12 protein-coding genes are annotated in these 25,025 nt (G+C 64.8%); 2 read left to right on the plus strand and 10 right to left on the minus strand.

From position 1 onward, the window contains the following. The first annotated feature begins 8 nt into the window (after positions 1-8). Complete coding sequence (locus tag ATK06_RS01975; protein ID WP_048378983.1) at positions 9-1,715, plus strand: long-chain-fatty-acid--CoA ligase; 1,707 nt, start codon at positions 9-11, stop codon at positions 1,713-1,715. Positions 1,716-1,801: 86 nt separating this feature from the next. On the opposite strand, the gene ATK06_RS01980 is transcribed toward ATK06_RS01975, so the two are convergent. From ATK06_RS01980 to ATK06_RS01995, 4 genes are all read right to left on the minus strand, one after another. After that, complete coding sequence (locus tag ATK06_RS01980; protein WP_048378981.1) at positions 1,802-3,097, minus strand: glycosyltransferase family 2 protein; 1,296 nt, start codon at positions 3,095-3,097, stop codon at positions 1,802-1,804. Further along, positions 3,094-3,960 (minus strand): ATP-grasp domain-containing protein, encoded by an 867-nt coding sequence (locus ATK06_RS01985; protein WP_048378979.1) that lies wholly within the window; start codon positions 3,958-3,960, stop codon positions 3,094-3,096. Before ATK06_RS01985 ends, ATK06_RS01980 begins: the two co-directional genes overlap by 4 nt. Before the next feature lie 25 nt (positions 3,961-3,985). Next, the gene (locus ATK06_RS01990) at positions 3,986-4,927 is read right to left on the minus strand and encodes a PIG-L deacetylase family protein (protein ID WP_098388751.1); all 942 of its coding nucleotides are present in this window, start codon (positions 4,925-4,927) and stop codon (positions 3,986-3,988) included. Positions 4,928-5,136: 209 nt separating this feature from the next. Further along, positions 5,137-6,336 carry a hypothetical protein gene (locus ATK06_RS01995; protein WP_048378977.1) on the minus strand — a complete coding sequence of 400 codons (1,200 nt, stop codon included), beginning with the start codon at positions 6,334-6,336 and terminating at the stop codon, positions 5,137-5,139. Between the two features lie 257 nt (positions 6,337-6,593). Between ATK06_RS01995 and ATK06_RS02000 the strand changes: the two genes are divergently transcribed. Beyond that, a complete protein-coding gene (locus tag ATK06_RS02000) occupies positions 6,594-15,548 on the plus strand; it encodes a type I polyketide synthase (protein ID WP_098388752.1) in 8,955 nt (2,984 codons plus the stop codon). A gap of 44 nt (positions 15,549-15,592) precedes the next feature. On the opposite strand, the gene ATK06_RS02005 is transcribed toward ATK06_RS02000, so the two are convergent. The 6 genes from ATK06_RS02005 to ATK06_RS02030 all read right to left on the minus strand — a co-directional run bounded on the left by ATK06_RS02005 (position 15,593) and on the right by ATK06_RS02030 (position 24,916). Next, on the minus strand, positions 15,593-17,284 hold the full coding sequence (locus ATK06_RS02005) for an alpha/beta-hydrolase family protein (protein WP_098388753.1): 1,692 nt from the start codon (positions 17,282-17,284) through the stop codon (positions 15,593-15,595). An 86-nt stretch (positions 17,285-17,370) separates the two neighbouring features. Further along, positions 17,371-19,230, minus strand: coding sequence for an Ig-like domain-containing protein (locus ATK06_RS02010; RefSeq protein ID WP_098388754.1), 1,860 nt, complete (start codon positions 19,228-19,230; stop codon positions 17,371-17,373). 111 nt (positions 19,231-19,341) lie between these two features. Further along, positions 19,342-20,334 carry a putative glycoside hydrolase gene (locus ATK06_RS02015; RefSeq protein ID WP_053072580.1) on the minus strand — a complete coding sequence of 331 codons (993 nt, stop codon included), beginning with the start codon at positions 20,332-20,334 and terminating at the stop codon, positions 19,342-19,344. Position 20,335: 1 nt separating this feature from the next. Continuing rightward, the gene (gene pelF, locus ATK06_RS02020; RefSeq protein ID WP_048378970.1) at positions 20,336-21,889 is read right to left on the minus strand and encodes a GT4 family glycosyltransferase PelF; all 1,554 of its coding nucleotides are present in this window, start codon (positions 21,887-21,889) and stop codon (positions 20,336-20,338) included. Next, positions 21,882-23,417: a GT4 family glycosyltransferase PelF gene (gene pelF, locus ATK06_RS02025; protein ID WP_098388755.1), complete on the minus strand. Its 1,536-nt coding sequence runs from the start codon at positions 23,415-23,417 to the stop codon at positions 21,882-21,884. The genes pelF (ATK06_RS02020) and pelF (ATK06_RS02025) overlap by 8 nt, the downstream gene beginning before the upstream one ends. After that, positions 23,414-24,916 (minus strand): hypothetical protein, encoded by a 1,503-nt coding sequence (locus ATK06_RS02030; RefSeq protein ID WP_143341372.1) that lies wholly within the window; start codon positions 24,914-24,916, stop codon positions 23,414-23,416. Before ATK06_RS02030 ends, pelF (ATK06_RS02025) begins: the two co-directional genes overlap by 4 nt. Positions 24,917-25,025 lie beyond the last annotated feature (109 nt).

Consider the following 25,025-nt stretch of genomic DNA (forward strand, 5'->3'; position numbering starts at 1 on the left):
GGACCTACATGTCCGCAGCCGAAACCAGTGCCTGGCTCCAGCACTACCCAGAATGGACGCCCCACCAACTCGATTACGCCGACGTCACTTTGGTGGACGTGTACAACGCGAATATGAACCGCTGCCCGGATAATCCGGCAACCTGGTTCTTTGGCCGCACCCACACCTACGCGGAGATCGACGAACTGGTGAAGAAAGCGGCCGCCGGGCTGCGTGCCCTTGGCGTGCGCAAGGGCGACCGCGTGGCTATCTTGCTACCGAACTGCCCACAGCACTTCGTTGCTTTCTGGGCGGTCCAATACATCGGCGCGACGGCGGTAGAACACAATCCGCTGTACACCACCCACGAGTTGCGCGGCCCGTTCCAGAACCACGAAGCCCGCGTGGCTATCGCGTGGGACAAGATCGCAAGCACGGTCGTCGGCCCGCTGCGTGCAGACACCCCGCTGGAGACCATCATCTCAGTCAACATGATTGAAGAGATGCCCACGCTGCAGCGCTTCGCCCTGAAACTACCGATCCCGAAGCTGAAGAACCTGCGCGAGCAGCTGTCCGGCCCGGCTCCGGATACCATCGCGTGGTCTGCCCTGTTGGAGATGGCACAAGTCCCCGATCACTTCCCCACCGAGGAACTGGTCAAGGACGATGTAGCACTTATCCTGTACACCTCCGGTACTACCGGCAAGCCGAAAGGCGCGCAGCTCACGCACGGCAACCTGTACGCCAACATCTTGCAGGGCAAGGCATGGGTCCGTGGACTGGGTGACCAGGACGAACGCATGCTCGCTGCACTGCCTGGTTTCCACGCGTACGGCCTGACGTTTAACTTCACGCTCCCGATGCTGGTTGGCGGCGAGGTCATCTTCCTGCCTTCGCCGAAGATCCCGCTGATCATGGACGTGATGAAGAAACACACGCCCACCTTCGTGCCCGGCGTTCCAACCCTCTACGAGAAGATCATCGAGGCAGCCGAAGAGCAGAACATCACTATCGACGGCATCCGCGCCTCCTTCTGTGGTGCTGCGACTTTGCCGGTTGCGACCGTCGAGAAGTGGGAGTCCTTAACCGGCGGCCACCTCATCGAGGGCTACGGCCTGACCGAGACCTCCCCTGTGATCGTGGGCAACCCGATGAACAGTGACCGCCGCCCCGGCTACGTGGGCATCCCGTTCCCGGATACGCAGGTGCGCATCGCCAACCCGGAGAACCCCTCCGAGACCATGCCTGACGGCGAGGAAGGCGAGGTCCTCGTCCGCGGCCCGCAGGTATTCAAGGGATACCTGAACAACCAGGAAGCCACCGACGCCGCGTTCCACGACGGCTGGTTCCGCACAGGCGACGTCGGAATCATGGAACCGGACGGCTTCATCCGCTTGGTTGCGCGCATCAAGGAAGTCATCATCACCGGCGGTTTCAACGTGTACCCCGCCGAGGTTGAAGAGGCGCTGCGCCCGCACCCGGACATCCAGGACTTGGCCGTGGTGGGCCGCCCGCGTTCCGACGGTGCCGAGGACGTCGTCGCGTGTGTGACCCTGCGCGAAGGTGCCGCGCTGGACCCGGAGGGGCTGAAGGAGTACGCCCGCCAGCGTCTGACCCGATACAAGGTTCCGCGCACCTTCTACCACTTTGAGGAACTGGCGCGTGACCAGATGGGTAAGATCCGCCGCCGTGAGGTTCACGAGGACCTTCTTAAGCTGCTTGAAGACGGCAAATAAGTTCCGCGCGTGACTAGATGACACGGTGACAAGGTGACAAGGTGGCAGGCTTCCGATGCGAAGCCTGCCACCTTTGTTGTACAGCGCTAGGGGGTGAGCGTGGTTTCCGAAGCCGTGGAAATCACGCCCGTGCGCTGCGGTTTATTCCACACGTTCGGCCGGTTCTGCACCTCGAGCCACAGGGCGCGCGGGATCGTGAACGACATGGCCAGGGAGTACAGCGGCCACACGGGCGCGGTCCAGATGTGGCGCAGGTCGTAGAGCGCGTTGGACAGCGCCATGGAGATCAGCAGTAGCGCCAGGGACAAGCCCAGGCCGCTCGCTGCCAGGATGGCCCAGACGTCGATGCCGACGGTCAGCGCGTCCCAGGTGCCATAGACGAGCGCCCGGATGACCGCACACACCGCCGCAATACTCAGCCCAATCTGGGAGATCGGCACAACAACCATGGTGACCACGGTAAACCACAAGAATGCGCTGAAGATAGGGCGCCGCCAGTTCACGAGGGCATCGGCGTGATGCCGGATCCCTTGCAGGAGACCGCGGGCCCAGCGAACTCGCTGTTTCCATAGGTCGCGTGCCGTGGATGGGGATTCAGCGAAGACGACCGCGTGCGGAGCAAACGCGACGCGCCACTGCGAGCGGTGCAACCGCCACGTCAGTTCGAGGTCCTCCCCGATCGTGTCTTCGCGGAAGGGGCCACGCTCATCCGAGACGGCTTCTAATGCTTCACGACGAAACGTCCCGCAGTTGCCCGAAATCACCGGGACGCAGCGCAAAATATCGAAGGCGCGGCGTACCAGGCCCGTGCCCACGTAGGTGATCAGCGCGAGGAATCGGGTTTGGATCCGGTCGAGGTTGACTGGGCGGTCATCCCCGCACACAGCGCCGATATCGTCGGTGCGGAACGCGCGGAGCATTTCGGGCACGGTGTCGGGGGTGAATACGGAGTCGGCATCGACGAACATGAGGAACTCGCCGCTGGACTTGCGGTACCCATTATTCAGCGCAGCGCCTTTGCCCGCGTTGGTCTGGTGGACGAAGCGGACCTGCGGATTCTCTGCGGCAAGGCGCGCCCCGATGTCTGCGGTGGCGTCGGTGGACCCGTCGGAGACGATAATGATTTCCAGCGCCGGGTAGCCCGAGGAAATGATGGAGGATACGCACGATTCCAGCACCGCTTCCTCGTTGTATGCCGGGACAACGACCGTCACCGTCGGGGTGGCGTGCAGGACGCCGTCTTTACCTTTGAGGCGGCGGTTCCAGTCGGCGACCTCGTGTGCAATCGCGAGAGGGACGAAGAGGATGCGTAGGACAAACGTCGCAAGGAAGATCACCGACAGGATAAGAAGCAGCCCGCCGATGGCACTGAGCGCAGTCATCGGGCCCCAATCATGCGCAGGACGCCGTCGAGAAGTTCGGGTGCGTGGGCGGAGTTTGCGCCGAAGCGTGCGTTGATTTCCAGGACGACGGGGTTGCCGGCGGCGTCGATGCGGATGTCCATGTCCACGGGGCCGGCCAGGTTGAGGGCCCGGGCCGCGCGCCGCGCTAACGCGGCGACAGCGTCTGCTTCGGGGTCCGGCTCGGTGACGCGTTCGACGGCATCAGCATTGCCGACGCGGCCGTCGCGAAGCACCGTCTTGCGCAGCACGACGACGTCCGCTTTCTCGTCGGCGGGGTGGATGAACAGTTGCGGGCAGTATTCGGTGCCCGGGGCGAAGGACTGGACGATGAGCGCGTCGTCCAGGTCGGGGAGGTCTCCGGGGGTATCGGCGACGACGACGCCCCGACCTCCCCGGGAGACGCGTGGTTTGACCACGACGGGGAATTCGTGTGATTCGGCGGTGCCCGCGGTGGTATGCGGCACGGCCACTCCCCTGTCCTCGAGGGCGAGCGCGGTCAGCCACTTGTCGTTGCACACCGCCACGGCAGGGACCGAGGAGAGCAGAACCCGCGCGCCCAGGATGTCTGCTGCGGCTGCGACGGCCGGGAGTTCGTCTTGGACCGTCGGGATGAAGACGTCCACCCCGTATTCAGCAATCGTGCGCTGTAAAAACGGCAGGAGAGCTGGGGAGTCGGCGCGGGGGCCGAGGAGGAAGTCGTCGGCAAGCGTGGCGACGGTGGGCGCCGCACTGATGTCGGTGGCGATGATACGCAGCGGGGTGCTCGTGTCGGCGAAGCGAAGTTGGCGGATCAGGCTGGAACCGGCGGGGCCGCCGGCGCCGGAAACAAGAATGGTAATCACGAAAAAGTCCTTATATACAGAAGTTTTATAGGGGCATGACGTTGGAAAGTCGCAGGCGCATCACCTCGAATGCCTCGGCCTTGCCCAGGCGCGACTGGCGGCCGCGGAAATGTGTAATTCCATCGACCACGTGGTCAGACATGTACGGCTTGTCCGACTGGTTGGCGTGCGCGGCGATCGCGGCTTTCTTCACGTCTGCGTACTCGGTGGTCTCCACGAAAACGGTGGGCGTGAAATCGCTGGTCACCGATGGCGATTCCATGCATAGGATCGAGTGGTGGTTACGCGCGGCACGCATGACGGCGTGGTGGACCGCGGCGTGATCTTGGTGGACCTCGTGCCGCGAGTGCGTGATGATCACGTCCGGAGCGTGCGCCGCGATGGCTTCTTCGATGTAATCCACCATCGTGGCACTGTGCTCCTCCAGGTGGCGATCTTCGAGGTCGTGAATGGTCACGCTCGCTAAACCTAGGAAGCTGGAGCCGGCGCGGGCTTCGTCGGGACGCACGCTGGCGTCACCACCCTGGGCGCCGTGGCACATGATCACCGCATGTACCTGGTGGCCGCGATCCACGAGCTTGGCCAGGGTCCCGCCGGCGGCGATCTCCAGGTCATCGGGGTGGGCGGCCACGACGAGCACGGACTGCACCTGCGCGCAGGCTTGGGTGTTGACCCGGCGCGCGATGATAAGCACCAGTTCCACGATGAGCAGTACCAACACCATCGTCAAGGTGACGGAGATAAACCAGTGGCTGTCCCAGCCCTGCGCGTGGCAGACCCACGTCGCCAGGGAGACCGCGGTAGTCAGGGCGTATGCGACGGTGAAGAAAAGGTGCATGCGCGGCGAGATTTTGAAGTAGCGGAATATTTGTAATTTCGCCCCGCGGAGCAGGTGAATAACAAGCGCCGCCGCGGAGGCTGCCGAGGCTAAGAAAGCGAGAAACGAATATGCACTATGCGTCTCCATGAGGTCCTTTACACTTCCCAAAATCGTCGTACTGAGGATGCTTCAGGGACCATAGGGCACTCAGGTAGTTTTTTCAGTGCAACAATTGGGCGGAAAAGTTATGCCTTAACGCTATCCATTTCGCTTCTCGACGCCCCTACCTGGCACTTTGCCCCCAACAGGGGACAATCGCGCCCTAAACTTTATGAAAGGATTCTCATTTAACGCCGCTATTTTCCGTGTTCGGCGCTGTGTTCGGCGCTGTGATCGGCGAGAGCTTTCCAGTGGGCGTCGTCGAAAAGTGAGGCCGGCGTGACGAGCAGGCCAAGCTCCCCGTTGGACGCTTCGGCGAATGCATCCAGCGATACGGAAAACTCTTCTGGGGAGATCACGCTGTCACCGTCACCCCATAAGCCCAAGGAGACGGTGATGCGCTGCAACGTTTCTGCGTCGTAACGCTCCTGCAGGCCCCGGACGATGTCGGCAACCTTACTTGCCGGGACATCGCCGGTGCCGGTGTACGCCCACAGCGTCAGCGTGGCACCCGTCGCCAGGAGCTCGTCATAGCGGTGGCCCGAATCCGCACGATCAGCGCCGGGATTATCCCAATTCACCCGGACATCCATATCCACGGCTACCCCGTGCGGCGCGGCAGCGTCCACACACCCGGACACAACCCCGCTGATAACATCCGATTGCCACGCAACAACCTGCGGGTCCGCAGTGTCAACCTCACCGTCTGGGGTGCGCGGGAAACCCTCCCTGCCCGACGCCTGGGCAAAAAGCTGTTCGTCTGCTTCCGAGAAAAACGCCTCACCGATCAGTTCAGTAAGCGCGATGCGGTCCGGCTGGTACCTGCTGGCCACCCCAGCACACGTGCGCGCAATGACGTCCCCATACGATCCCGAGAGGGCGGTCGCCGAAGGGAAGGATTCAGAACGCTGGCCATCTGCGAAGTAGCCGGTCATTGAGCTGTCGGTATCGGCGTCGACAAGCAATGGGGCCAGCACGTCAAGGGTGAGAGTGACCTCCCGGGATGTGCCCCCGGCCAACTCCTCGACCATGTGTGCCACCTGGTCCTCCCCCTCTTCGGCGGCGCGCCGGGCCGAGGGCGCCCAGTGTTCTTCCATTCCCTCGAGTGGGGCGGCGAGGAATTCGGGGCGCCCGACGGACACGGCCACGGCGGTGGCGCCCGTTTGGTCGAGGCGTTCGCGCAGGGCCGTGGTGTCGATGTCGGGGTCGCGCACGGTTTCGTAGCCGACGCCGAGGCCGAGGATGGGCACTTCAGCAGCAGTGTTCATAGTGGTCTCCTGCGGGGTGGGAGTGGGCGTGGAAGTGGGCGTGGAAGTCGGCGCTGCCTCTTCGCCCGCGGAGCACCCGGCGAGGGTCAGTGCGGTGAGGCCAGCCAGGATTGTGGTGGGGATGCGCATAGTCACACCATAAACGAGCCCATGAAGAACGCGCATTCCCTTTGCCTCAGCGGAGTGACGGGCGCGGTATTGTCCACAGAACAATCTGCGCAATGACGTAGCTCACTGCGAAACTTTTTTGGCTAAATTCTCGCCACTATTCACTCAGAACACAAAAATACGCTTCCGTAGGTTACGATGTCGTAACATAACGTTTGGTAACCCAAACGAAACCACCGAATGTGGACGTCCACAACCCCAACACATAAGGAAGTTGTATGTCTTTGACTCCTCTGCTCGCGCTGCGTTCGCCAGCCATTCTCTTCCAAGGCCAGGGTTCGCCCTGGCAACTGGCCTTGTCCGCAGCAGCTGCGCACGGCGGGGCCGGAACCCGCCTGCGCGAGGTTCTCAACCAGGCACGCCAGCTCACCGCACCGTTTACCCGCGAGATCGCCAGCACCATCCCCGGCGTCATCGAGCGGCTGTCGGAGCTCATCTCGCCAGAAGCCTCACCAGAGGAAAAACCTGCTGACGTCCACCCCGCCATCTCCATGCCGGGCATCGTGCTCGCCCAAATCGCAGCGACTGACCAGCTGCGCGACCTCGGAATGAGCGTAGAAAACGCCGAGCTCATCGGCCATTCCCAGGGCGATCTCGGCGCCGCTGCGGTGAAAAACCCGGAGCAGGCATTGGCCCTTGCCCTCCTCATGGGCACCGCGCTGAGCCAGGCCACCGCCGCGGACAGCCGCAGCCGCATGCTTTCGGTGCGCGGTGTGCGCCGGGAGGACGTCGCGAAGCATGCCAACGCAAACATCGCCGTGGTCAACGGCCCACGCCACGTTGTACTTTCTGGCACGCCGGAGGAGCTGTCCGCCGCGCAGCGCGCCATCGAGGCTTTCGCCGCACAGGTCAACGCCCGCATTGAGGCGGCAGAGGTCGGCGGCGACCCGGTTGCACCGCTTTTCGACGCCCTCCCGGTGGCAGCCGCATTCCACCACGAGTCCAACGCCGACGCCGCCAAGCGTGTGGCACAGTGGGCACGCGAGTGCGGAATTGACCAGGTCGATGCTGCCGGCCTGGCCCGTGAGATTTTGGTCGACCAGTTTGATTGGCCAGCGCGCATCGCGGACGCCCGCGGTGCAGGCGTGAAGGAAGCCCTGGTCTTGGATCAGGGCTTGGCACGGATTACCACCCCACTGCTGGAGGGCACTGGGGTTGCGGTTGTCCCCGCTGCCACGGTTGCGCAGCGCGACACCCTGGCCACCCCGGGCGCGGAGCTGCCTTCTGCGCAGACCTGGGAGCAGTTCGCTCCGGAACTGGTGCGCCTGCCTAACGGTGAGACGAAGCTGCACACTAAGTTCTCGGAACTGACAGGTTATTCTCCGATTCTGTTGGCCGGTATGACCCCGACCACCGTGGATCCGGACATCGTCGCAGCGGCCGCAAACGCCGGGCATTGGGCCGAAATGGCCGGTGGCGGTCAGTTCTCTGAGGAAGTGTTCACGGAGAACAAGGACTCGCTCGTCGAGCAGCTGCAGCCGGGCCGTGCCGCGCAGTTCAACTCCATGTTCTTCGACCGCTTCCTGTGGAACCTGCAGTTCGGTGTGCAGCGCATCGTGTCCAAGGCGCGTGCTGCTGGTGCCGCCATTAACGGCGTGACCGTCTCCGCGGGTATCCCCGAGCTCGACGAAGCGCGCGAACTGCTGGCCCAGCTCAAGGCAGATGGCTACACCTTCATCACGTTTAAGCCGGGTACCGCGGACCAGATCCGCGCAACGCTTGCGATTGCAGCCGATAACCCGGAGCACCAGATCATCATGCAGGTCGAGGACGGCCACGCCGGTGGCCACCACTCCTGGGTCAACCTCGACGACATGTTGGTAGACACCTACGCAGAGATTCGCGCGCTGGATAATGTCACCTTGGTCGTCGGCGGCGGCCTGGGCGATCCGGAGCGTGCTGCGGACTACCTGCACGGCACTTGGTCGCAGGCGCTGGGCCTGCCGAAGATGCCTGTCGACGGCATCCTGGTGGGCACCACCGCCATGACCGCGAAGGAAGCGAAGACTTCCCCACAGGTCAAGGAACTGCTGAAGAACACCCCGGGCGTGTCCTACGAGGACAACAACGGTTGGGTCGGCCGCCTGGAATGCCGCGGCGGCGTCACCTCGGGGCAGTCGCACCTGCTGGCTGACTTGAACGAGCTGGACAATGACTTCGCGGCGGCGTCGCGACGCATCACCGAACTGGACTCCGATTCCTACGCAGACCACCGCGACGAGCTCATCGAGCTTTTGTCCAAGACCTCGAAGCCGTACTTCGGCGACGTGGACACCATGACGTATGCACAGTGGGTGCGCCGCTTCGTCGACCTTGCGTACCCGTGGGTCGACGTCACCTGGCCGGACCGCTTCCTGGACCTGGTACGCCGCGTCGAGGCCCGCCTGAACCCGGCTGACCACGGCCAGATCCCAACGCTCTTCCCGGATCATGATTCCATCCAGGACGGCCCCGCAGCCGTCGAGCGCCTGCTGGCCGCCTACCCGGAGGCTGAGGAGATTACGGTCGCCGCACGCGACGCCGCCTGGTGGGTAGGCCTGAACCGCAAGCACCACAAGCCGATGCCGTGGGTCACGGCAATTGATGCCGACCTGAAGCGCTGGTTCGGCCTGGATTCCCTGTGGCAATCCCAGGACGAGCGCTACCCTGCCGAGTCCGTGCGCGCCATCCCCGGCCCAGTCTCCGTGGGTGCGATCACCACGGTTGACGAACCCGTCGCCGATATTTTGGACCGCTACGAAGTCGCAGCGGCACACCGTATCGACGCCGAGCCCACCGAGGTGTACTCGCGCCTAGGCAAGGCCCGCACTGCCGAAGACCTCATCCTTTCTTCCCCCACGATCGTGTGGCACGGTCACCTCATCGATAACCCGGCATACGTGCTGGACCGTGACGCTTTCGAACTGCTTCACGACGACGCCGGCTACACCATCCGCGTCCTGGCAGAAACAGCGTGGGACGACCTTCCCTCCAAGCCATACACCGTGGAACACGTGGACATTCCACTCGACCTGTCCGAGGCTGTGTGGACCGGTGCCTCCCCAGTGGTTTCGGAGGAACGTCTACCAGATAGCGTCTTCGCGCTGCTCGCAGGCGTTGCCGGCGTAGGTTCTACCTCCGCTGCCGGCCGCGAGATCACCGCGTTGCCGACCGTCGGCGAAGCGACCGCCGAGGCGCCGTACGGCCTGGTCCGCGACACGATTACGCTGCCGGAATCGCTGCTGCGCGCCCATACCGCCGTCACCGGTGCCCCATTTGAAGTCACCCCGGGCACCCCGGACGTGCTGGTTGGCCCAGCCTGGCCTGCCATCTACACCGCCCTGGGTACCGGCAAACTCTCCGACGGGTACCCCGTCATCGAGGGCCTGCTCAACGCTGTCCACTTCGACCACTCCGTCGAACTGCGCGTCCCACTCACTGAGCTTGCCGACGGCTCCGAGATCACCATCGAGAGCTACTGCGGCGCCATCGACGAGTCCGCCTCCGGGCGCATCGTCCGCGTGAACCTTTCCCTGTACAAGGGCGGCGAACTGGTAGCCACCATGGTGGAGCGCTTCGCTATCCGCGGCCGCGCCGTGGGCCACGACATGCCGCCGGCCGCACCGGAATACGGCGACGCACCGGTAGCTGCAGAGATCACCGCGACCCCGCGTTCCTTCGTGGACCGCGCCACGATCACCGCGCCGGACAACATGGCGGCCTTCGCTATGGTCTCCGGCGACTACAACCCGATCCACACCTCGAAGAACGCAGCCGGCCTCGTCGGCCTGCAGGACGCGCTGGTCCACGGAATGTGGCTGTCTGCCTCCGCGCAGCACCTGGCGGGCAAGCACGGCACGGTCATGGCCTGGACCTACAACATGTACGGCATGGTCCAGCTCCGCGACGAAGTCGAGATCACCGTCGAGCGCGTCGGTCGCGCCGGCCTACACGCCGCCCTAGAGGTCACGTGCCGCATCGGTGGCGAGGTTGTTTCGCGCGGCCAGGCCCTGCTGGCTGTACCGCACACCGCGTACGTGTACCCCGGCCAGGGCATCCAGGCTGAGGGCATGGGCCGCGGCGACCGCGACGCCTCCCCTGCAGCACGTGAGATTTGGCGTCGCGCTGACCGCCACACCCGCACGAACCTGGGCTTCTCCATCCGCCAGATCATCGACGACAACCCGACCGAGCTTTCAGTGCGCGGTGAAATCTTCCGGCACCCCGAGGGCGTGCTGCACCTGACGCAGTTCACCCAGGTTGCGCTTGCTGTCGTGGCGTACGCACAGACCGAACGCCTGCGCGCTGATGATGCTATTGCGCCGGGTAGCTTCTACGCTGGCCACTCGCTTGGTGAATACACCGCGCTGGCGTCGTTGGGTGACATCTTCGACCTTGAGGGTGTTATCGACATCGTGTACTCGCGTGGTTCCGCGATGGGTTCCCTGGTGCCCCGGGATGCTGCGGGCCGCTCGAACTACGGTCTGGGTGCGCTGCGCCCGAATATGATAGGGGTTTCTCCGGATCAGGTGCAGGGGTACGTCGACGGCGTCGCAGCCGAAACCGGCGAGTTCCTGCAGATCGTGAACTACAACATTCCAGGCCAGCAGTACTCCATCGCGGGTACCCGCGCCGGCCTGGACGCCCTGGAAGCACAGGCGAACGCTGTGAACCCGCGCGCCTTTGTGCGGATTCCGGGCATTGACGTCCCATTCCACTCTGAGGTCCTGCGCCCCGGCGTGGAGGCCTTCGCCGAGAAGCTCGACGAACTCTTGCCGGAGCAGGTTAACCTGGAGGCGCTCGTCGACCGCTACATCCCGAACCTGGTGGCCCGCCCATTCGAGCTGACCCAGGACTTCATCGACTCCATCCTGGAGGTCGTTCCTTCCCAGCGCCTGCAGGGCGTGACCGTGGATTCCATGGAACCGCATTCGCTGGCTCGCCTGCTCCTCATCGAGCTACTGAGCTGGCAGTTCGCCTCCCCTGTGCGCTGGATTGAAACCCAGGAACTGTTGCTGGGCAAGGTTGACCAGATCATTGAGGTTGGTCTGGCGGCCTCGCCAACCTTGGCGAACATGGCCAAGCGCACCATGGACGTGGTGGGCATTCACGTTCCTGTCTTCAACGTGGAGCGTGACCAGGCTGCCGTGACGTTGACCGACGTGGTGGAAGCCCCACAGGCTGCGGAACCGGAGGAAGAGGTATCAGAACCGGCCGGGGCGCCAGCTGACGCCGCCGCCCCGGCGGAAGCACCGGCAGCGGCTCCGGCGGCCCCGGCCCCAGCAGCGCCTGCTGCAGGCGGTTCCGGCGCGGACGCTCCTGACCTGGGCTTCGACGCAGCCGATGCGATCATGACGCTGTTCGCGTTCCAGAACAAGATCCGTATCGACCAGATCAACGATTCCGACACCGTCGAAGAGCTGACCAATGGTGTGTCCTCGCGCCGCAACCAGTTGCTCATGGACATGTCCGCCGAGCTCGGCGTGCCCGCCATCGACGGCGCCGCCGAGGCCGACGTGGCTACCCTGCGTGGTCGCGTGCGCACCGCTGCGCCTGGCTACAGCGCTTTCGGCCCGGTCCTCAGCGAGGCCGTCACGGCACGCCTGCGCACCCTGCTGGGTGCGGCTAGCCTCAAGCCTCAGGCTGTCGGTGAGCGCGTAACCGGAACGTGGGGGCTGCCGGCTTCGTGGGCTGCGCACGTCGAGGCGGAAATCCTGCTGGGTACCCGCGAAGACGAGTCCGTGCGCGGCGGCGCCCTAGGTACTCTGCCAGCGTCGGTGGGTTCTAAGGCGGACGCTCAGGCGCTTATCGACGCCGCCGTCCAGGCCGTAGCCGGCCGCAACGGAGTGAGCGTTTCCCTGTCTTCCGGCGGTTCTGCCGCTGGTGGCGCGGTTGTTGATTCCGCAGCCCTGGATGCTTTCGCAGCAACCGTCACCGGTGAAGAAGGCGTGCTGGCCACCGCCGCGCGCGGTGTCCTGGAACAGCTGGGCCTGGCGCGCAGCGCAGCCGACGAAGCAGCTACCCCCGAAAGCGACACCACCCTCGTGGAAGCCGTAGACGCGGAGCTGGGTTCCGGCTGGTTGAAGCTGGTCACGCCAACCTTCGACGCGCGCAAGGCGGTACTCTTCGACGACCGCTGGGCAACTGCGCGTGAAGACCTCGCACGTATCGCCGTGGAGGGCGCTGAGTATGACGCGGCGCGTTTCGCAGGTACCGGGGAGGTCGTCGCGAAGCAGGCCGCGTGGTGGGCCGAGCACGGCGAGCACGGCGCGGACCTACTGCGCCAGATCGCTGACGTGGCGGCCCGCGAGGCGGACCTAGAGTTTGCCGACGACATCGCCCTGGTCACCGGCGCCGCACCGGGTTCGATCGCAACGGCCCTGGTAGAACGCCTGCTTGAGGGTGGTGCAACCGTGATCATGACGGCGTCGCGCGTGACCCAGTCCCGGAAGGAATTTGCCCGCCAGCTCTTCGCCGATCACGCCTCCCAGGGTGCTGCTCTGTGGCTGGTCCCAGCGAACCTGTCGAGCTACCGCGACGTCGACGCCCTCATCGACTGGATCGGTTCCGAGCAGGTCGAATCCGTGGGCAACCAGGTCAACGTGATCAAGCCGGCCTTGGTTCCGACGTTGGCGTTCCCATTCGCGGCGCCGTCGGTCAGCGGCTCTGTTGCCGACGCCGGCCCAGCCGCCGAAAACCAGGCCCGCCTGCTGCTCTGGTCCGTCGAACGCACCATCGCCGGCCTCTCCGCCCTGGCGCAAGAAACGGTGGACACCCGCACCCACATCGTGCTTCCCGGTTCCCCGAACCGCGGCATGTTCGGTGGCGACGGCGCATACGGCGAGGTCAAGGCCGCGTTGGATGCGATCCTGGCCAAGTGGTCCGCGGAGGCCGGCTGGCCAGAAGGTGTGACCCTGGCGCAGGCGAAGATCGGTTGGGTCTCCGGCACGAACCTGATGGGCGGCAACGACGTCCTCATCCCGGCGGCGAAGGAAGCCGGAATCCACGTCTGGGATCCGGAAGAGATTTCTTCGGAAATCATGGCGCTCGCTTCGCAGGAGACGCGTGCGCAGGCGGCGCAGGCTCCCGTCGATAAGGACTTGACCGGCGGCCTCGGCTCCACCGCGATCAGCATCTCCGAGCTGGCCGGCCAGGTCACCGCACCCGACGCAGCTGAGGAAGCGGCCGACGAGACCGCAACGATCACCGCACTGCCGAACTCTCCACGCCCAGTCCAGCCAGTGCTTGACGACGGCTCCCTGGGCACCGTGACCACCGACCTCGACGACATGGTCGTCATCGTCGGCCTCGGTGAGGTCTCCTCCTGGGGCTCCGGCCGCACCCGCCACGAGGCCGAATACGGCATCCAGCGTGACGGCTCCGTCGACCTGACCGCCGCCGGCGTCCTCGAACTGGCGTGGATGACCGGGCTCATCCACTGGTCCGAAGACCCCACCCCAGGCTGGTACGACGCCGACGGCGCGGAAGTCCCCGAAGAAGACATCTTCGACCGCTACCGCGACGAGGTCGTGGCGCGCTCCGGCATCCGCACCCTGACCGACAAGTACTTCCTCAAGGACCAGGGCTCCATCGACGTTGCCGAAGTCTTCCTCGACCGCGACATCACCTTCACCGTCGCAACCGAGGCTGAAGCCGACGACATCGTCGCCGCTGACCCCGACAAGACCAGCAAGGCCTTCGTCGACGGCGAATGGACCGTCACCCGCGCCAAGGGCGCAACCACACGTGTCCCACGCCGGGCCACCCTGAGCCGTACCGTCGCCGGCCAAATGCCGGAAGGCTTCGACCCTGCACACTGGGGCATCCCAGCCAACATGATCGACGCCACCGACCGGATCACCATCTGGAACCTGGTCACCGCCGTAGACGCCTTCATCTCCGCCGGGTTCTCCCCCGCCGAACTACTGCAGGCCGTCCACCCAGGTGACGTGGCTTCTACCCAAGGCACCGGTATCGGCGGCATGGAATCCCTGCACAAGGTGTTCGTCTCCCGTTTCCTGGGTGAGGACCGCCCGAGCGACATCCTGCAAGAAGCACTGCCGAACGTGGTGGCAGCGCACGTCATGCAGGACTATGTCGGCGGCTACGGCTCCATGATCCACCCAGTCGCCGCCTGCGCCACCGCCGCGGTCTCCGTGGAAGAGGGCGTGGACAAGATTGCGCTGGGTAAGGCTGACTTCGTGGTCGCCGGCGGTATCGACGACGTCCAGGTCGAATCCCTGCAAGGCTTCGGCGACATGAACGCCACCGCCGAAACCGCCACGATGACCGCCAAGGGTATCGACGAGCGCTTCATCTCCCGCCCGAACGACCGTCGCCGCGGCGGCTTCCTCGAGGCCGAGGGTGGCGGCACCGTCCTCCTGGCCCGCGCATCCGTCGCAGCGGAGCTCGGACTACCAGTTCTGGCCGTGGTTGCCCACGCAGCGTCCTACGCTGACGGCGCCCACACCTCCATTCCGGCCCCAGGCTTGGGCGCGCTCGGCGCCGCGCGTGGTGGCACGAACTCGAAGCTGGCGAAGTCGCTGCGTGGCCTGGGCCTCACCCCAGACGACGTCCGCGTCGTATCCAAGCACGACACGTCCACCAATGCGAACGACCCGAACGAGTCCGAACTGCACTCCACCCTGTGGGGCGCAATCGGCCGCGACGACGCGAACCCACTGTTCGTGGTCTCCCAGAAGTCGCTGACCGGCCACGCCAAGGGTGGCGCTGCCCTCTTCCAGATGGGCGGACTGGTGGAAATCCTGCGCTCCGGCGAACTTCCACAGAACGCTTCCCTGGACTGCGTGGCCCCCGAGATCGGCGAGAAGGGCAAGAATCTGGTCTGGCTGCGTTCCCCGCTGAACCTCGGCGCGGGCGAAGTCAAGGCTGGCGTGCTCACCTCGCTGGGCTTCGGTCACGTCGCCGCGGTCGTCGTGCTCGCCCACCCGGGCGTGTTCGCAGCCGCACTGCAGGCTTCCGGCGGCGACGTCGCAGCGTGGCAGGCGTCCGCTACTCGACGCCTCCAGGCCGGCGTCCACCACCTCGAATCTGGCATGATCGGCCGCAAGCCGCTCTACGAACAGATCGACGGTCGCCGCCTCCCGGCGCGCGGCGGGCACGCGGCAGAGATTAACCTGCTGCTGAGCGATGACGTTCGCCTCACCGCCGACGGCACCTACCCGAACGCCTAAACACCGCACCTAGAACCGCCTGCCCCGCCCCGGGGTGGGCGGTTTTAGCGTATCGGCTCCGCTGTGGTGGCCGCCGCGTACGGCGCGTAGAGGCCCGCGACCTGCTCCGGAGTGAAACGGTCCGGGCCGGCGATCGCTGCGAATCCGTCCAGCAGGTCCGCCCCATAATTGTGGCCCGAGCCCTGTGGCGCGTTCTGGCTCACCGGCAGGTCTGCCGCCACCTGCAGGAACGTGATGATCGGGAACCAGCGCATCTGGGGCAAGCGGTCCCGGCCCGCTTCTTCTTTCAACCATTCCGGCTCTTGGAAGAGGAGCTGCGGCGACCACCACACCACGGGGTCGGATGCGTTCTGGATGTAGAGGACGCGCGTTGGGCCCCAGTCGGGCGCGGCGCCGTCGCCGTACCAGGTGCGGATCATGTCGCGGTCGTCGGCAAAGCGCACCGCCGTGACGTCGCTGAGCCGGGGCAGGACCTCCCGCGAATCGGGGTCGCGGGCCTCGGTCAGTTCGGTGTGCAATGGGTTGAAGTTCGGCGGGCCGGCCAAGAGGATGCCATCGACGGACGCAATGATGTCACGCATGCCGGAGAACGCGGTCTCGACGCCGGTGGTGCCCAACGATTCCCCGTACAGGTACAACTCGGGGCGGTTTTCGGGGTCGAGGGTGTTCCACCAGTCGATGATGGGGCCAAGGAAGTCGCGGCCCGCGGTAGCAACGTCGTGGCCATCGGTAAAGAAATGATAGGCGGACGGGATATTCGAATATTGCTCCGCCACGATCGCAGTGTCCCCGCCGTAGAGCATCTCGAAAGCTTGCGCCGCGTGGAGGTTTACCCACCCGGTGCCCGTCGTCATGACCAGCAACATGGCCTCCCGCTCCGCGGCGCCGGTGCGTTCCAGCTCAGCGATCGCCAGCTCGGCGCGCTCCCGGTCCGTGGGCGCGGCCAGGGCGCCAGGATAGATGCGGATCGGTTCCCGCGCCGGGCTCCCAGTAGCTTGCGCTAAGCCTGCGGCATCGAGGCCTTGGGCCAGGAAGCGGGCACCCTGCTTACCCGTATTCTCGTGGGCGATCCGCGATTCCGGCGAGCCCGAACGCTGTGGCTGCTCCGGCGCCGGGGCATCCGGAACCGTGTTCACCACCGCGAAGGCCCGCTCCGCGCCGGCCACCAAGGTACCGGGCAGCGCCCTCTCCACCACCCACGCACCGACAATGAGGACTAGGACCCACGCCACCGACGCGCGCACCGTGTCCTGCCACGAACCGGGCAGCCGATGTGCGATACGACGCGCCAGCCACCCAATTATGCGCCCCACCCCGATGATGAGCAGGAAAAAAGCCAGCCCAGTGGGCACGATGAGCAGCGATCCCCACAGGGACGGCAAGGGGGCGCCGGTCAGCGCGGCGAGGTCGTTTTGCCAGCCGCGCGCCGCAATAACGAACCCGATAATCCACAGCATCGCGATCACGGGGGCCACGCGTTCCACAATCCACCGGGTGCGCGGCGACGCCCGCCACGAGCCGGGTAGTGTGTGCCACAAGCACTGGGACACGAAGCCGAGCGGGTAGGTCAGGCTGGCCGCGACCCCGGAGACGACACCTTGGTAGAACCAGTCGCGCGGGAGGAGCGAGGGGCTCAACGCGACGATGAATGCGAGGGTGGCTGCGACGACACCCCACGGGTGCAGGGTCGCCGCGAAGCGCGTCATGCGCGAGGTGCGGGCGTCTGGTTCAGCCAAGGGTCCTCCAATCGAGGCAAATTCTACTTCGTGGATAGCGAAAACGCCCTCCGGTGTGGACCGGAGGGCGTCGTCGTGAAGCGGTTTTAGGCCTTACGTGCACGTCGTATGAGGACGAATCCGAGTGCTACGGCGAGGCCGCCAATGGCCAGGGCCCACTGCGTGTAGGTTGCGCCCGTGTTCGCCAGGGTCTTCTCCGCCGGCTGCGACGGAGTGGTCGGCGCCGGGGTTTCTGCGCGGGCAACCTCGGTCGGCGTTTCATCGAGGCCGGTCGGGGTGCGTGGCACGCTTGTCGACGGCACCTCCGGCGTCGGAGTCGTCCGCACAGAAGGCGGCGTTGCCGGAGTCGTCGGCGTTACTGGAGTCGTCGTCGGCGTTGCCGGAGTCGTGGTTGGCGGCGTCGTCTCTGGCGTCGTCTCCGGCGTCGAGGTCGGCGGCGTCGTCTCCGGTGTCGTCGGCGGCACCTCGTTCGCGGTGTTCGTCAGGACGACTGCAACGTTCGTGTCGGCGATGGTCGTGATCGTGGCTTTCGTTCCGTCAGCAGAGATGGCCACGTTCGGGTCACCCGCGGTGGCGGAGCTGAAGCGTGGCTCGCCGAAGGTGATCCCGTCCAGTTCGGGGAAGGTCGGCTCGCTGAGCGTGACGGTGGTTCCCGCTGGGAGGACCTTGTTCCCGGAGATGGGTTCGCCGCCGAGCGGGACTTTGAGAACGTAGGTTTCGTCGAAGCTGTCGATTGGGGAATCTACGTCGACCTGGACTTGGAATTCCGTGCCGTCGGGGATGGTGGCGGAGCCGTCGGAAAGCTTCTTGCTGATGGCGAAGCTGCCGCGCCCAACGCCGGCGATTGTGCCGCGCGACCAGTCGATGCGGTACACCCGGGAGCTCAGTTCTTCCTGTGTGTTCTCGATGACGGCGTGGTTGCCGAACAGCCAGGATGCGGTCTCAGGGGTTTCGCCTTCGACGCTGATTTCTGGGCTGACGGCGGGGATGAACTGCCCTTCACCGGTGTACTTGGTGTAGTAGTACAGGCGGTAGTTGCGGGCGGGGTCCCACTGCCCGGAAGCACCCGGGCGCAGGGTGATGACAACTTCTTTGTTGTCTGCGGAGAATTCGAAGCTGGCGGAGTCGGTCAGCCATTCGGTGTCGGGGTCACCCCAGGGGTTGGCGTAGGCCGGGTTGGTGGGGTCTACGGAGATGAAGGACCACTGCTTGTTGGGCATTGGCTTCTCGACGAACAGGTGCTTGCCACCGAGCGTGTCACGAACCGTGACCTGGCCCTCTGGTGCGATCTTCTGCAGGTAAGCCCCGGGAAGGACAAGCTGCCAGCCGAAGGTCTTGTCGTTGTCCTCTACCCACCCATTCTTTACCGGGTGCTCCGGGTCGGTGGAGGTGCCGATGCCGGTTTTCGCGCCGGCGGGCAGTGGGACCAGGATTTCCATGCCAGCGTCGGTCTTCAGTGGGAGGGAGGATTCGGAGGTCCTCTCTACGGGCTGGATGCCTAAGGAGACGGTGCCGTGGACGGAGTCCTTGCCCTGGAATGCGTCGTTGAGCGTGCAGGTGACAGACGTTGCGTCGACGGTGCAGGTGCCGCCGACGGTGCCGTCGTCAGCCTTGAGGTCAATGGCGGGGGCGTTGCCGCGGAACTTCAGTTCGGTGGGCAGCTCGAATCCGAAGGAATCGCCGGGGGCCCAGCCGTACGCCGCCGACCATTCGACGGAGAGCACCGCTTCGGCCCATTGGACTAGTTGGCCGTCCTGGTTGCGGGCGTTCTCCGACGCGGTGATGGTGGGGTTCGAAACTGTGAAAACGGGGTTCGCCTGAGCCCGAGCGAAACCGGCGCCGACAACTCCGGCAATGAGTACCACGATGGCTATAAGTGCTACCAATGGTGCAGAAAGAGCGGTGTGGCCCACGCGCACACCCTTCCGACCCAACGCAATATTCATGTATTTTCTCCAATGAGCGCTAAGAATTTATCAGGTGGATTATAGCTACTTTTGGGCTAGCCCGCAGGCTTTTTTCACTTTTTTGGTCCACAAAGTGAAACACTTTTCTTTTTACCGGGAAAATTCCCACGAATATTCACAAAAGCCCAGTTCACGTCCATATACTCGGACTGGCTCCACACCCAGATTCAGGGCCACCCGCCCGCCGCTGAACTCGCGCCAATATGCCCCCGCCCATACCCCCGGCGTGCGCTGCACATCGCCTACCGGTACACCAAAGTCAGGGACGGTCATCCACGGCAGGCCTGAGTAGGCGTCGTGGTCGGTGGCCGTCACCGCCACGTCCGCCCCCGGCGCGAACACCCACGCGGCCGCCACTGCCAGGCCCAGGTTGTCCGCTCCGGCGGTACGCGCGATCGTCAGTCCTGGCGCCCGCAACGTTTCCGCCTGGGCGGCCACGTCTTTATGCAGGGCAAGGCGTTCATCGGTGCCGGTACCCCATCCCAGCCACACCTCTTCCAATCCACCCCCGAACTGGGAGTGCGTGGCCCACCGTCCCGCTTCACGACGCGACTCCGCGATATTAGGAACCAGCACTTTCCCCACCTGGCGTAGCGCTTCCCCAGCCGCGATAACCAGGGTGTTGAGGCCGTCGCGAAGCAACTGGGCGGGCAAGCCGGTTCCGTAATAGTCCTCGAAGACGTCATTGTCGGCCATCACACCGTCGAAGGGGGAATCCTGCACCCATCCGACCACCGACTCCACCCACGCCGCCTGGTACTGCGGGTCCCACACTGTCTGCTGCTGGTGCCCGGGGTAGCCACGCCACTCCGGCACGCCCGCGAAACTGCCCAGCGTACGTGCCTGGGCAGGGCTTATCCCTGAGGAATAGCGCGGGCCGGGCTCATACGTGCGCACGGAAGATAGGCACTGGTATGCCAGGACGGTGCAGCTCGGGTCGGCCGCTTTGAGGAAGGCGGCGGCGTCTTCCTCCCACGGTTGCAGGACGACGGCCCGGAACTTCCCAGCGGCGGCGCGCAACTGGTGCGGCGGGATCGGGTCGCCGTACCTGATCCACGCCAATCCCGGTGGGCGGGTCTTCACGCTACGCGCCGAGTTCTGTGTAGAGCTGGCGGTAGCGCACCATGATGTTTTCCATGAGGAATTCGCTCCGGACGCGGGCTAAAGCGTTGTGGTGCCACGTCAGGTAGAGGTCCGGGTTGTGGATGAGCCGGATTAGTTCGGCGGCCAGCGCCTCCGGGTGGCCGGGCTGCACCAGCACACCACACGGGCCAACCTCCTCGCCCGGCTGCCCGACCGGCAGCGTCACCATGTGGTCCAAACCGCCCACATCCGTGGCGATAACCGGTAGGCCACAACTCATGGCTTCCAGGACAACGACGGGTTGGCCTTCGTTGAAGGAGCTGAGCACAAGGGCATCGTAGGACGGCAGTTCCGCACCCACGTCGACGGTCCCGCGCAGCGTGATTACGCCTTCAAGACCGCGTTCGACGATGTACTCGCGGCAGCGCTGCGCGTAGTCGGGGACGTGTTCGGTGGGCCCGCACACGTCGATGGTGATGGACGTGTGGCCGGTGTCGCGGAGGATGGCGGTGGCGTCGATAAGCTCCATGATCCCCTTGATGGGCACCACCCGGGCGATGCACGCGAACCGCCACTGGCGTGGTGCGCCGGCCGCAATCTCTTTCAGTGCCGGTTCCCGCTGCTCACGGCCGGCGGCGAAGCGTTCCCACTCGATACCATTGGGAAGCACGATCGACTTACTCGGGTCGCCGCCGAGGGCCTTCGCTTCCTCGATCGCGCGGGTATACAGGTACGTGATCGCGTTCGCCGACGGGTAAAACATGGCACCCATTTCCGTCCACCACACCGTCCACATGCGATGCAGTGGGTCGGTGACTTCACGGTACGTGCGGCGCGTGACAATCTGGCTCATGTTACGCCCGAGCAGCGTGTTCACGGTGTCGCGCACGTACAGGTTGTGTTCGGTCAGCAGGAAAGAGCCTTCGTGTTGCCGGGCGGCGCAGGCCGCGATGAGGGACGCGTAGCCGGTCGTGTGCGCATGGTAGACCTTGGCCGGCGGGTGGATACGGTCGGCGACGGCGTACGCCAGGGAGAACAGGTCTCGGATGGTCCAGAACATGCGGCCAAGTTCCACGTCGGGGATGCGCGACACACACCACTGCATGAACTCCCGGGTGCGCATGAGCGACCACAGCCGCCACGTGCGCGTCGCGGGGTTGACAGCGGCGTGGTAGAGCTCCCACAACGGTTCAACGTTGTCGCGCAGCAGGCTGGTCAGCGCGTAGTCCAAGGCGTCCACCGCCCTGGCCGGATCCGGGACGATAGTATCCGTCACCGCAGCGAAGGCGTCCTTGTGTTCTTCGAGGGAAAGGTAGAGGACGTCCACCCACGCCACGTTGGCGGGCACGTCGTACAGCGCGGTCAGGGGCGCGTCGTGGTCCCAGGCCACGTGGATGATCCCGAAGCTCAGTTCCGGCTGGTGGGTGATGATGTCATGCACCACCGCCGACACCCCACCTTTCAGGAACGGGTAGGTGGATTCCATCACGATGGCTACGTCAACTTCCGGCAGTTCGGTGGTATCCCCCGGAAATCGCGTGTAGTACTTAGGCATGCGCCCGCTCCCGCGCCCGGACCACGCCGCATTCTTCGTAGAGGTGGCCGTATTCGGCCATCGCCTCGGCCGCATCCGGGATCGCCGCCCCACGCGCGGCGGCGGCTTTCTGCCAGCTGTCCAGCAGTTGCTTATCGACGCTCACCTGGCACAACATATTCCCCAGAGCACGAACGTCACCAACGGGGACAACCGCACCAGCGGGCTTCTGGTGCCCGTTGTAGATGAGGTCACGCACCCCGCCTACGTCCGTTGCCACGACCGGGACACCGGCCACGAGCGATTCCATGACTGCCAACGGCTGGCCCTCATTGTGGCTGGCCAGCACGGTGAGGTCATAGTCCGGCAGGGCGGCCGCGGTATCCACTGTGCCGCGGAACCGGACCACGCCCTGGAGTCCAAGCGCGGCGACCTTGTGGCGGCAGGAGTGCACATAATCCGGGTCGTGACTCAGTGGCCCCAGGAGGTCCACGCGCAGGTCCGCGCCCTGTGCCCGGGCGTAGGCGATGGCGTCGATGAGGTCGAGCTGCGCCTTAATCGGGACCACGCGCGCCACGCATGCCACACGCAGTGGGCCTTCGCCACGCTGCCGCACCGGCGCGGTAAAACGGGCTTTATCCACCCCGTTGGGGATAAGGATTGATTTCGCCGGCACGCCACCTAAGGCGGCGGCCTCGGTGATGGCGCTCGGGTACAGGTATGTCAGGACGTCAGCCTCCGGGTACGTGATCTGCGCCAACCGGGTGTACCACCACACCCACGCCCGCTTTACTGGGTCGCTGACCTGCGCGACCGTATCCAGCGTGACCGTGTGATCGCTGCGGCGCCCCAGCACCGTGTTCACCGCATCACGGGCGTAGAGGTTGTTCTCCGACTGCACATACTTCGAACCCGGATGCTGACGGCTCGCCACAGCAGCGATCAAGCCCGCGTAGCCGGTCGTATGCGCGTGATACACCGTAGCCTCCGGATACGGGCGCTCCAGCAGGGCAAACAAGAGGGAGAAGAAATCCCGCGACGTCCAAAACAGGCTACCCAACGGCACGTCCCCGCAGTGCGCCACCGCGGCGTCCATAAACGTGCGGCTGCGCAACGCGGGCCACAGGGAAGACGCCCGGTCGTAGAGGTCCCACCACGCCTGGGTGTCGTGGTGGCGGTGAAGGGAGGTGAGGGCGTCGATAAGCAGCCCAGCCTGCCGCTCCGCGTGACTATCAGTGCCCGCCTGCACGGCGGCGGTGAACGCCTCGCGGTGCTCCGTAAACGCCAGGTACCGGACGTCGACCCACGCCACGTTGCCCGGCACCGGGTACTGCGGCGACAATTCCGCCGACGAATCCCACGTGGTGAAAATGATGCCAAACCGAATATCCGGATGCGCCACTATCAGATCGTGCACAACGCCAGACAGGCCACCCTTTAAAAACGGGTAGGTGGACTCCATCACCAACGCTACGTCGACGGCCGGCAACTCGAAGCAGTCACCCGGTACACGCACGACCGGGCCGCCACCTGATGCGGAGGAGTTCATAAAGCCACAGCTTCCTTCCAAAACAGTTCATACGGCGCATCCAGCACAGTCGTGCGGCGCACCCGCACCGCGTACGCTGTCAGCGCCACATCTACCCCAATAAACAGGACATACACCCACGGCAACGCACCCGGCAGGAACGCTGCCACGAGCGCACACGCACACGCGGCCACATGGACACCATGCACCCGGAGCGCGACACTCATCTTGCTCACCTGCTCCAGGTTGTGCGTAGCGATCATGAGCGCCAAGAACGCCTGCGGCGCCAACACCGCCATCAGCAGCATCAGGTCCGGGGCGAAACCGAGCAGCGGAGCACACCCCACGACAGCCACGCCACCCAGCGCGGTAGGCACCATAACCTCACCCAACGCGCGGTCCGCCGGCTGGCCGGCCTGGCACATCGTGCGCTGCAGGTCTCGGGCGGGAACCCCGTTAATCACATCCCAGACCCGGGAGATCGCCTGCTGTAGGAATTGATAGTGGCGGCTCCAGTACAAAGCCGTGCCCGCAACAGTAGGCACTAGCGACACGTACAGCAGGTACAGCACCGGGAAGCTTTCTTCCCCCAACGCCACCACGATGAACAACTTGTCCGCCCACAGCACCGCACCCACGCCCAGGCCAACGCACATATCGCGCACGATGAAACGGTGCGGGGTGTGCGCATCGGAAACCCACCCGCCACGAGTGCGCACACACCCGACCGCGATAAGTACCACACCCGGCACCATTCCCACCAGCGGCGCTACCAGCCACAACTCGGGTGCAGCAGCCAGACAGATCGCATACGCGGCCCAGCCGGCGAGCACGAAACCGTAGCGGCGGACCTCCTGCACCGCGATAAGCGTCTGCGCGAAGACCACGTTGGCCAGCACACCCAGCGCGTAGACTGCCACGCCCGTGAGACTCAGCTGGAGGGCCAGCCCAAAGACCGCGCTGAATCCCGCGACGAACAGGACAGACCAGCAGAAAACTACCGGCCAATTCACGGCGAAAGCGCGCAGGATGTGGTCGTCGTCGGAACCCTTCCGGGCAGAACCCTGCACCTCAGAGTAGGTGTTGGCCTGCTGCACCACCGGGTACAGGGGCCGTGAGGCCGCCGCGGAGATCCACGGCACCGTCACCGACACCGCCATGAGCAACAGCAGCGAGGACTCTCCCCCGAGCGTCTTGCCCACCATCTGCTGGTACGCGACGCTAAACGCCGTCATCAGCAAGGCGGTAGGCGAAATAATCACCACGGCTTGAAAGAGGTTGCCCGGTGATACCAGTGCGTCACGACGCCGCAACACCCGGACCGCCAGGAGCACAGCACATACCGCCGCTGCGACACCGCAGCCAACCAGGACAATCCTTAATGCAGCATAAGTTTCCGAATATATGAGAGCCCGATACACCGCCCACAGGACGACGGTGGCTACATAGCACCCTCCAAGAACGCGCCACGGTGCCGGATTTTGCACCTCAGCACGATGCTTAGGTGTATGCAAGTTCACGCTAACCCCTTGTTAACACAACACGGTCTCATCCCGATAAATACTCAGGACCAAATCGTATTGTCGCACTTTTCTGAGTCAGCGCACATTGCTTTCTAAAAGTTTCTTC

It is taken from the genome of Corynebacterium renale, assembly GCF_002563965.1.
Taxonomy (GTDB): domain Bacteria; phylum Actinomycetota; class Actinomycetes; order Mycobacteriales; family Mycobacteriaceae; genus Corynebacterium; species Corynebacterium renale.